This window comes from Alkalicoccobacillus gibsonii (assembly GCF_016798245.1).
Taxonomy (GTDB): Bacteria; Bacillota; Bacilli; order Bacillales; family Bacillaceae_D; genus Alkalicoccobacillus; species Alkalicoccobacillus gibsonii.
The window spans coordinates 1,267,852-1,274,031 of record NZ_JAEUZA010000001.1; the positions used below are offsets into that span (position 1 = coordinate 1,267,852).

The 6,180-nt window shown below is 41.9% G+C and carries 9 protein-coding genes; 3 read left to right on the forward strand and 6 right to left on the reverse strand.

The genetic code is table 11. The annotated features are described in order from the left end of the window. Positions 1-12: 12 nt before the first annotated feature. The 5 genes from JNO66_RS06845 to JNO66_RS06865 are packed head-to-tail and all read right to left on the reverse strand — an operon-like array spanning position 13 to position 3,096. Positions 13-630 carry a molybdenum cofactor guanylyltransferase gene (locus tag JNO66_RS06845; protein ID WP_203087437.1) on the reverse strand — a complete coding sequence of 206 codons (618 nt, stop codon included), beginning with the start codon at positions 628-630 and terminating at the stop codon, positions 13-15. 2 nt (positions 631-632) lie between these two features. Continuing rightward, positions 633-863 carry a MoaD/ThiS family protein gene (locus JNO66_RS06850; RefSeq protein ID WP_203087438.1) on the reverse strand — a complete coding sequence of 77 codons (231 nt, stop codon included), beginning with the start codon at positions 861-863 and terminating at the stop codon, positions 633-635. Continuing rightward, complete coding sequence (locus JNO66_RS06855; RefSeq protein WP_203087439.1) at positions 850-1,320, reverse strand: molybdenum cofactor biosynthesis protein MoaE; 471 nt, start codon at positions 1,318-1,320, stop codon at positions 850-852. Before JNO66_RS06855 ends, JNO66_RS06850 begins: the two co-directional genes overlap by 14 nt. Then, complete coding sequence (gene mobB / locus JNO66_RS06860; RefSeq protein WP_203087440.1) at positions 1,313-1,840, reverse strand: molybdopterin-guanine dinucleotide biosynthesis protein B; 528 nt, start codon at positions 1,838-1,840, stop codon at positions 1,313-1,315. Before mobB ends, JNO66_RS06855 begins: the two co-directional genes overlap by 8 nt. After that, positions 1,825-3,096, reverse strand: a complete 1,272-nt coding sequence (locus JNO66_RS06865) for a molybdopterin molybdotransferase MoeA (protein ID WP_203087441.1) — start codon at positions 3,094-3,096, stop codon at positions 1,825-1,827. The genes mobB and JNO66_RS06865 overlap by 16 nt, the downstream gene beginning before the upstream one ends. A gap of 82 nt (positions 3,097-3,178) precedes the next feature. Between JNO66_RS06865 and moaC the strand changes: the two genes are divergently transcribed. Further along, complete coding sequence (gene moaC / locus JNO66_RS06870; protein WP_203087442.1) at positions 3,179-3,670, forward strand: cyclic pyranopterin monophosphate synthase MoaC; 492 nt, start codon at positions 3,179-3,181, stop codon at positions 3,668-3,670. A 135-nt stretch (positions 3,671-3,805) separates the two neighbouring features. Then, positions 3,806-4,498, forward strand: coding sequence for a hypothetical protein (locus tag JNO66_RS06875; protein WP_203087443.1), 693 nt, complete (start codon positions 3,806-3,808; stop codon positions 4,496-4,498). A 42-nt stretch (positions 4,499-4,540) separates the two neighbouring features. On the opposite strand, the gene JNO66_RS06880 is transcribed toward JNO66_RS06875, so the two are convergent. Further along, positions 4,541-4,840 (reverse strand): metal-sensing transcriptional repressor, encoded by a 300-nt coding sequence (locus JNO66_RS06880; protein WP_203087444.1) that lies wholly within the window; start codon positions 4,838-4,840, stop codon positions 4,541-4,543. Positions 4,841-5,008: 168 nt separating this feature from the next. Here JNO66_RS06880 and JNO66_RS06885 point away from each other — a divergent pair, with 168 nt between their 5' ends. Beyond that, positions 5,009-5,785, forward strand: coding sequence for a Cof-type HAD-IIB family hydrolase (locus JNO66_RS06885; protein WP_203087445.1), 777 nt, complete (start codon positions 5,009-5,011; stop codon positions 5,783-5,785). Positions 5,786-6,180: the final 395 nt, after the last annotated feature.

Sequence of the window (6,180 nt, forward strand, 5' to 3'; positions counted from 1 at the left end):
TTTCACTCCTTCCTACCTATTCGATCTTTGATGGAGCAATTGCTCATAGGTCAATGGATCATTGACATTTTGAAAAACTGCGGGTGAAACCACTAGTTCTTCTTCCGACCAATACCTTGTTTGTACATTTTGAAATAAATCTGACATGCGGTAATGGTTGTTTTGTAGTTGATGATAGATGCTCTCTTTGCACGATGAGTGATATAGAGCCGATAGTGGTTGAATTCGTCCCTCTATAAATGGGATATGCGCATGAAAGCTTGTATTTTTAGTACATTTAATAAGTTGGTTGATTGTATATGCGTTCATAAGCGGCATATCAACTGCAAGCACCACGTACCATTCTGCTTGTATAGCATTCATGGCTGAATAGATTCCAGCGAGTGGCCCCGAACCTGCAAATTCAGCTTCATCTTCAATCACAATGGTGGTTTCATGTAGTAGCAAACTCTCTTTAAGTTCAGGCTTCGTTACGATCATCACTTGATCAACGGAAGGCTCTAAAATGGATATAGCCCTTTGATAAAAGGGTTGACCATTAAATGGGGCCATAGCTTTTTGACCATGGAACCTTGAAGATGCACCACCGGCTAAAACGACCCCCGCAAAGGTTACATCAAAAGAACTCATGATTACCCACCACTTACTGGAGGGATTAACGCAATGATATCACCAGGCTTTACCATTGTATCAAGACTCGCATATTCTTCATTCACAGCAATCATAACGGACTCTAAAGAAATAGCATGCCTTTGTTCAATTAAATCAATAATCTTTGAAACAGTCGTATTTTCGTAATCAAACTCAAGATTATGCTTACCTATTTGCTCTTCTATACTAGCAAAACATTTAACGGTGATCATCTTCTTTTCCCTCCTTTGGCACTCCGGAAACTGTTTCAAGCTGATTTCCGATCCATTCACTTCCATCTTCCCACTGTTCCTTTTTCCAAATTGGGACAATTTGTTTAATGCGTTCAATTGCATATTCGTTTGCCAAATAGGCGTCTTTACGATGAGGTGTAGAGACAGCAATCACGACCGCAATATCAGATATTTGAAGATGACCCGTCCGGTGCCAGATAGCGGTTGTTGCATCTGGCCACCTCTCCTTAATTTCGTCTCCAATTCGCTTTAGCTGCTTTTCTGCCATCGCTTCATACGCTTGGTAATGCAAAGAAATTGTTTTTCTACCATATGTAAGCTCGCGAACAGTCCCTGTAAATGTCACGATAGCACCAGCGTTTCGATCAACGACCATGTTTGAGACGGCTTCCATGCTTAATTCTTGATCAGTTACACAAAACAATGGTTCAGTCATGTAATCGTTGCCTCCTTATGTAATCCATAATCCATGGTATGTATGATGCTGCTTCATCCTTTGAAAAGCTTGGATAGGGTATTTTTACATTCGTTTGATCTTCGGTTAAGACGGCCACAATGTTTGTTAGATCTAGAAGTGATTGATCGTCTTGATTTCGGAGTAACACCATTTTCGGATAAGACAACTTCTTATATCCTTCAATAAGAATAAGATCAAGCGGCCAGTTTTCAAGTACGTGTAACGAAGAAGCTAGATCTCCTTTGGGAACAGTGGCTTGAAGATAAAGTGAGCCGGCACCTTCTACCGCACTGACTGTTGCGCCATGTTGAAAATGTTGTTCACTATCGTTTTTGGCTAAAGGTGCATCTGGTACACCTCCATGTCCGTGATGTTTAATCGTCCCAACTTCTAACTTATGCTTTACTGCTTCTTGTATTAATTGATTCATTAGTGTGGTTTTCCCGCTGTTTTTAAATCCAACGATTTGAATAATGATTGGCTTTATGCCCACGGCCATTCACTGCCTCTGTCTGTTTCAAGTAATAGCACGTCAACCTTATCTCCTGTCTTAAACCCTCTTGTTCCTCCAGGCAGCACCATAAATGCGTCCGTTTTGGCCAAGCTGCTTACGGCACTCGATTTGTTAAAGCCACTTGGTGCGACGTGGATTTGATCTCGTTGATACTGGATCGTACTCCGCACAAATCGCGTAAACGGATTCGCTTTTGGAACATCCTCTGCTAAGGTTGCTTTCACTTTTGGCAAATGTGGTAAAGGATCGTTCATGATGGTTCGAATAATTGGACGGACAAACAACTCAAATCCTACATAACATGCCGATGGATTCCCTGACAGTCCATAGAGTAAAGTGTCCTCCCAAACGGCTACCGTTGTTACACTGCCTGGTCTCATTGCAATTTTGTTGAACAGAACGCTCGCCCCAAGCTTTTCATATACTTCAGGCAGAAGATCAAAATCCCCAACGGATACGCCTCCTGTAGTCAGAAGCATATCAACCTGACTCGCTGCACGTTTTACCTGTTCAAAACAAAGCTCAAATTCATCAGGCAAACTGCCGAAATAATGGGGAACCGCACCAGCTCGTTCGATTTGAGCGAGCAGCATATGTGTATTGCTGTTTCGAATCTTACCGGGTTCAAGCGAATCTCCAAGCTCTAATAATTCAGATCCTGTTGCAAACACACCAACTGTTGGGCGTTTCGCTACTTTTACCCTTTCATAACCAAATGTCGCTAGTAGAGCAATCGTTCCAGGATTAATTCTTGTCCCTTTTTCAATCAGAACTGTTCCCTCAGTGACGTCTTCACCCTTGTACGAAATGTTATGCCCAGATGGAAAGCTCCGCTTAATCGACATAAAGGAGCCTTGTTCATTTGTATAAGCTTGAGCCAACTCAAGCATCACAATTGCATCACATTCCTCTGGCATTTGCGCCCCAGTCATAATCCGAACCGCTTGATGGGATTGGACTTTTTTTGAACAAACAGATCCTGCTCCAACTGTTTCAATCACTTCAAATGTTATAGGGTTATCCCTTGTAGCCTCTGTTGAATCGCTTGAGATAATGGCAAAACCATCGTATGGCGAGCGATCAAACGGAGGCACCGGATGTGTAGCTACTAAGTCTTCAGCTAACGTACGACCATACGCTTCATGCAAATGTACGTCTTCTCCATGTTGTTGCTTTATAGAAACATTCATCACCTTACGAACGGCTTCATGAACTGGGATCGGTGTACGTTTTTCTACCATATGTCTCACTCCTGTCTTACGATAAATTCTATCTATGATACAATAACTTGCAAACAAAAAACGAATGAGGTGTCTAGTCAACATGTCTGAATTCACACATTTTAACCATCAAGGTCGTGCCAAAATGGTCGATATAACAACTAAAGAAGAAAGCTCAAGATGCGCCATTGCACAGTCTAGCATTACTGTTAATCAAGCCATCTATGAAGGTATTACCTCGAATCAAATGAAAAAAGGAGATGTATTAGCAGTTGCCCAAGTGGCAGGTATTATGGCGGCTAAACAAACATCAACCATGATTCCAATGTGTCACCCTATACCAATTAGCGGTGTAGATATCCAATTTGAATGGATAGAAAAGGACTCATCCTTTCAGCTGCAAATCCAAGTCACTGTTAAAACAAAAGGAAGTACGGGAGTTGAAATGGAGGCATTGACCGCTGCCAGCGTATGTGCACTAACTGTATATGATATGTGTAAAGCCCTAGACAAAGGCATGGTCATAGGTCAAACCTATCTTACTCACAAATCTGGAGGAAAAACAGGAGACTTCGACCGCTCTTCCATTGATTAAACCTTTTTACTAGTTTCGCACAGATTAGCTAAGGAAGAAACGAAAAACCATCGCTACCATCTAGCCTTTTGAATCTAATCTATTTTTACTATGACTTTTGATGTATGATAAAAGAAGGACAAAGGAGGTTTTAGCATGAAATATATGATGACTCTCATATCCATGTCAATACTCTTACTCGCCGCATGTGGTCAAACACCTGCTGAGACAAGCTCTGCAGAAGCCAAACCCGCTGAACAAGTGAGTGAGTCAGAATCAACAGATCAACAAAATGAAGATGAAGAAACAATGGATGCTGAAACAGAAGAAGAAAATCAAGACACAGAAAATGCAACTGATGCCGAAAACTCCGAGACAGGGTCAACAGAGGAAACGGAAACAGAGACCACTTCTACAGAAACAGAATCTGCTGTGACTGCTGCAGGAACTTCTGATGCTGACGCGGAAACAGAAGTAGACGATGAGCAAGTAACAACTGAAACAGATCAAGGCGTTGATGAAATCGCTGATCCATCGTATACAGAAGTAACAAGCGATGATTATCAGGATCAGATTGCAACACTTAAGAATCAATTCCAAAACCAACTACTTTCTATTGAACTTGAGAATGGTGAGGATTGGGGCTATGTGTATGCAGTCGTAACAGACGGTTTAAAACTACCATCTGATGAAGAGCGAGAATTTCATCTGCTACAAATGGCAGAAGCGATCACAGAGCAGCTTGACCTTAAGGCACAGGCACCAGGTGGGACCATAACCTTTGTATATGAAGATCAATCCGTACTTGGGATCTACCATACAGAAGATGGATCCATTGGTTATCCTTAAACGTAAAAAGGAGCAGACATACTGAATGTCCGCTCCTTTTCTTTATGACTTTGAAAAGCGTTCGACGACGCTCATTAATTCTTCAATCGCTTGATCACCGTTACCTTCTTTAATGGCATCAGCCACACAATGCTTTGAATGATCTTCAAGCAGTTGCAGACTTACCTTTTTCATCGCCGCATTCACCGCTGAAATTTGCGTTAAAATATCTACGCAATACCGATCGTCTTCAACCATCTTTTGAATTCCACGTACCTGTCCTTCAATACGTTTTAACCGGTTCGACAACTGTTCTTTACTCATCGACGTACGATGATGAACTGTTTTATGATTATGCTCCAAACCATCACCTCGTTTTACCTTTACAATCCCGTTTTGTTGTCATAGTATACCATGATTTTGAATGCGTCGTCAGCTTAAGTATTGCTCCTGATCCTACATTGACACGCATAACCTGCTATAATAAAGTGAGTGTGAGAGAAGAAAAAAGTAGATAAAGAGAGTGATACGATGGAAAAGGCAATGATATTCTTTGATATTGATGGTACATTATACAACCATGAAAAGGAATTACCCGCTTCAACGAAAAGATCGATCCAAGCACTTCAACAAGCTGGACACGAAGTAGCAATCGCTACTGGGCGCTCTCCATTTTTCTTCAAGGAGTTACGCGAGGAGCTTGGCATTGATTCATTTGTTAGCTTTAACGGACAATATGTAGTCTACAAGGGCGAAACCATTTACGCTAATCCGCTAGACTCTGAGGCTGTTGAAAAATTAACAGAATTCGCCGCTACACGTAATCATCCCCTTGTGTATATGAATCATGAAACGATGCGCTCAAATATTGCAGACCACCCTGCTATAGAAGAAAGTTTAAATAGTTTAAAGTTTCTGCCTCCGGAAAATGACCCACACTTCCATAAGGAAAGAGACCTTTATCAAACACTACTGTTCTGTACAGAGGGAGAAGAACAGGAATATAGTGAAGCGTTTGATAGCATTCGATTTGTACGCTGGCACCCTTCCTCTGTTGACGTCATTCCCGCTGAGGGTTCTAAGGCAATTGGAATTAGACATTTAATCGAAAAGCTTGGCTTTACGATGGATCAAGTCTATGCCTTTGGAGATGAGCGCAATGACCTTGAAATGCTAAGTGAAGCTGGTCACGGAGTAGCGATGGGGAACGCACCTCAGGTTGTAAAGGACGCAGCCCGTTACGTAACAAAAGCCGTTGATGAAGACGGCATCGAGCATGGCTTGAAGATGGTTGGATTGTTGGATTAATAGAATGGTAAAAGCCTCTTTTGTAGAGGCTTTTTTGTTTGGGGATTTTGGGAGAATTACAAGGTTCTTGATTGGGAGGAGGTTCTCCTTGGTTCCTACTTCGCGGAGCTTGGTATTAGACTCTTTAATCTTGGTATCGAGGGGTAGTTCTTAATTTGGGTACCTCTCTTCTTGCTATCGGCCCTCTCTTCTTGGTGAGACCCCCGCTTTTTCTTGGTAGATTCAGCGTTCCTCTTGGTGAGGGGCTTGGGTTCTTGGTTTGTCTGCTGTTCTTCTTAGTGACACTCCGAACGTTCTTTCTAAAATGAAAAATGTTCATTTTTCCTTATGTCAGTGGAGGTTCTTGATTGGGAGGATGTTCTTCTTGGTTCCTACTGCGCGTGGCTTGGTATAAG